Origin of the sequence: Acinetobacter sp. YH16051 (assembly GCF_013417135.1) — a bacterium.
GTDB lineage: Bacteria > Pseudomonadota > Gammaproteobacteria > Pseudomonadales > Moraxellaceae > Acinetobacter > Acinetobacter towneri.
Map to the genome: position 1 here is coordinate 1 of NZ_VPEN01000059.1, position 3,523 is coordinate 3,523.

3 protein-coding genes and 1 pseudogene are annotated in these 3,523 nt (G+C 39.4%); all 4 read left to right on the forward strand.

Annotated elements, in window-relative coordinates:
- Positions 1–459: 459 nt before the first annotated feature.
- Complete coding sequence (locus FTV41_RS13935) at positions 460–837, forward strand: hypothetical protein (protein WP_044502095.1); 378 nt, start codon at positions 460–462, stop codon at positions 835–837.
- 23 nt (positions 838–860) lie between these two features.
- A complete protein-coding gene (gene tet(X) / locus FTV41_RS13940) occupies positions 861–1,997 on the forward strand; it encodes a tetracycline-inactivating monooxygenase Tet(X) (protein WP_044502094.1) in 1,137 nt (378 codons plus the stop codon).
- A gap of 17 nt (positions 1,998–2,014) precedes the next feature.
- Positions 2,015–2,875: a macrolide hydrolase EstT gene (gene estT / locus FTV41_RS13945; protein WP_077782102.1), complete on the forward strand. Its 861-nt coding sequence runs from the start codon at positions 2,015–2,017 to the stop codon at positions 2,873–2,875.
- A gap of 56 nt (positions 2,876–2,931) precedes the next feature.
- A pseudogene (locus FTV41_RS13950) lies at positions 2,932–3,408 on the forward strand (GMP synthase (glutamine-hydrolyzing)); the annotation flags it as partial.
- Positions 3,409–3,523: the final 115 nt, after the last annotated feature.

Genomic DNA, 3,523 nt, shown 5'->3' on the forward strand with positions numbered 1-3,523 from the left:
AATTTTCAGCGTTGCTGGCTCCCCGTCAGCCGGATTGGGTTGCATCGCAGGGGTGTCGAAAGAGTCAACTGCGGTCCAAAGCTGTTGGACTTGGGTGAAAAGGGCGTTTATTCTTCCTATACGTTGTTCAGAATAACATTGTTCCGCCAACAATCAATTCGGTAGATATTGAACCTGAATATAGGGATATATTTAACTTGACGTTACACCAATCACAACAACGGCAAGTGAATTACGCAATGAGTAATACTTTTGGTTTTGGCGGACACATTGCCACAAGTATTTTTAAAAAATATGCTGAATAGAGAGTAGGTGCTAACTTCGGTTTGCTCGTGTTGGCGCTAAATCGAAAGTTCAAGTATCCCAACATGTTCCTTCGTATAGAAGTTAAAAGTTGGCAATTATCGTAGAACAACCTACAGACAACACCAATATGTAACCGATAAATAATTACAAAATATGACCGACAGAGTAAACATCATCAATAACTACATCGATGGATACAACCAATTTGATATCAAAAAAATGGTTGCAGACCTTGACGATAATATTGTTTTTGAAAACATTCAAAATAATGATATAAGTTTATCGCTGAAAGGGTTAACAGCGTTTAAACAACAGGCAGAAACAGCAAAAACATACTTTGCAAAGAGAACACAGACAGTTAAATCGTTTAGGCATTTTGACAACAGCACTGAAATAGAAATTGATTATACAGCAATTTTAGCAATTGACTTTCCGAACGGCTTAAAAAAAGGGCAAAAGCTAAAGTTATCAGGAAAATCCGTGTTTGAATTTAAAAAAAACAAAGTGATTAAATTGACAGACATTAGTTGACATTAAAACCAGCGAACAAGAATATGACTTTACTAAAACATAAAAAAATTACAATAATTGGTGCCGGGCCTGTTGGATTAACAATGGCGAGATTGTTACAGCAAAACGGCGTGGACATTACAGTTTACGAGAGAGACAAAGACCAAGATGCAAGGATTTTTGGTGGGACACTTGATCTGCACAGGGATTCGGGACAGGAAGCAATGAAAAGAGCGGGATTGTTACAAACTTATTATGACTTAGCTTTACCAATGGGTGTAAATATTGTTGATGAAAAGGGCAATATTTTAACCACAAAAAATGTAAGACCCGAAAATCGTTTTGACAATCCTGAAATAAACAGAAATGACTTAAGGACTATCCTATTAAATAGTTTACAAAATGATACCGTCATTTGGGATAGAAAACTTGTTACCCTTGAACCTGATAAGGAGAAGTGGATACTAACTTTTGAGGATAAATCGAGTGAAACAGCAGATCTGGTTATTATTGCCAATGGTGGAATGTCTAAAGTAAGAAAATTTGTTACCGACACGGAAGTTGAAGAAACAGGTACTTTCAATATACAAGCCGATATTCATCAACCGGAGGTGAACTGTCCTGGATTTTTTCAGCTTTGCAATGGAAACCGGCTAATGGCTGCTCATCAAGGTAATTTATTATTTGCGAATCCTAATAATAATGGTGCATTGCATTTTGGAATAAGTTTTAAAACACCTGATGAATGGAAAAGCAAAACGCGGGTAGATTTTCAAGACAGAAATAGTGTCGTTGATTTTCTCCTGAAAAAATTTTCCGATTGGGACGAACGCTACAAAGAACTGATTCGTTTGACATCATCTTTTGTAGGGTTAGCGACACGAATATTTCCCTTAGATAAGTCTTGGAAAAGTAAGCGTCCATTACCCATAACGATGATTGGAGATGCTGCTCATTTGATGCCTCCTTTTGCAGGACAAGGCGTAAACAGTGGGTTGATGGATGCCTTGATATTGTCGGATAATCTGACCAATGGGAAATTTAACAGCATTGAAGAGGCTATTGAAAATTATGAACAGCAAATGTTTGCTTATGGAAGAGAAGCACAGGCAGAATCAATAATAAACGAAACGGAAATGTTCAGCCTCGACTTTTCTTTCCAAAAACTAATGAATCTATAAAACAGAAAGGCGAGGAAATGAAAGAGAAAATAGTTAAAAAAAACGGAATAAGACTTTTTACCGAAAGTTTTGGATGTGAAAAAGATCCGGCAATACTCTTGATTGCGGGAGCAACGGTATCCATGTTGTATTGGGATGCTGAATTTTGCCAGAAACTATCTGAAAAGGGATTTTTTGTTATTCGCTACGACAATAGGGACGTAGGAAAATCTACTAATTACGAACCGGGTTCAACCCCCTATGATATTGTTGACTTAACCCATGATGCTATTTCAATTTTGGACGGCTATAAAATAGTCAAAGCCAATTTTGTGGGAATTTCACTGGGCGGACTGATTTCTCAAATAGCATCAATAAAATATGCCGACAGGGTAAGTTCAATAACACTAATCTCATCAGGTCCTTGGGGCGACTCAGACCCCACAATTCCTGAAATGGATACGCGTATTTTAGATTTTCACGGAAAAGCTGAAACCGTAGATTGGACAAATGAAGACAGTGTGGCAAATTATTTAATTCAAGGTGCTGAATTGATGAGCGGCAGGAAACAATTTGACAAACAAAGAAGTGAAAAACTGATTAGAGCCGAATTTAAAAGAGCTAATAACTATATAAGTATGTTCAATCATGCAGCACTGCAAGGTGGTGAAGAATACTGGAACAGATTGAGCGAAATCAATCAACCAACCTTAATTGTACACGGAACGGACGATAAAATATGGCATTTTAAGAATTCAGCAGTTTTACTTGAAAAGATAAACGGCTCTAAACTAATAACGCTTGATGGAACCGGACACGAACTACATTTCGAAGATTGGAATAAAATTATTGATGGAATAACGCAACATACAACAAATAACAAAAGAATGAACAAATAGGGTATTATGTATTTCCAAATCAACGGTTTAGAGATTGAAGCTAATATCAATGTGTTATGACGCTCAAGCTGGTGGAGCCGCTGCGCGAGCTGTTTAAAGATGAGGTGCGCAAGATCGGTATGGAGTTAGGTCTGCCCTACGACATGGTTTACCGTCATCCCTTCCCTGGCCCTGGCTTGGGTGTGCGTATTCTTGGCGAAGTAAAAAAAGAATATGCCGACAGGTTGCGCTTGGCTGATGCCATCTTTATCGAAGAGCTGTATGCCGCTGACCTGTATCACAAAACCAGCCAAGCCTTCGCTGTATTCTTGCCAGTGAAGTCGGTTGGCGTAGTGGGCGATGCCCGCCGCTATGAGTATGTGGTGGCATTGCGCGCAGTAGAAACTATCGATTTTATGACAGCGCGCTGGGCACACTTGCCGTATGAGTTTTTAGAAACGGTTTCTAGCCGCATCATTAATGAGATTCCCGGTATTTCGCGGGTAACCTACGATGTTTCCTCAAAGCCGCCGGCAACTATTGAGTGGGAGTGACGGGCACTGGCTGGCAATGTCTAGCAACGGCAGGCATTTCGGCTGAGGGTAAAAGAACTTTCCGCTAAGCGATAGACTGTATGTAAACACAGTATTGCAAGGACGCGGAACATGC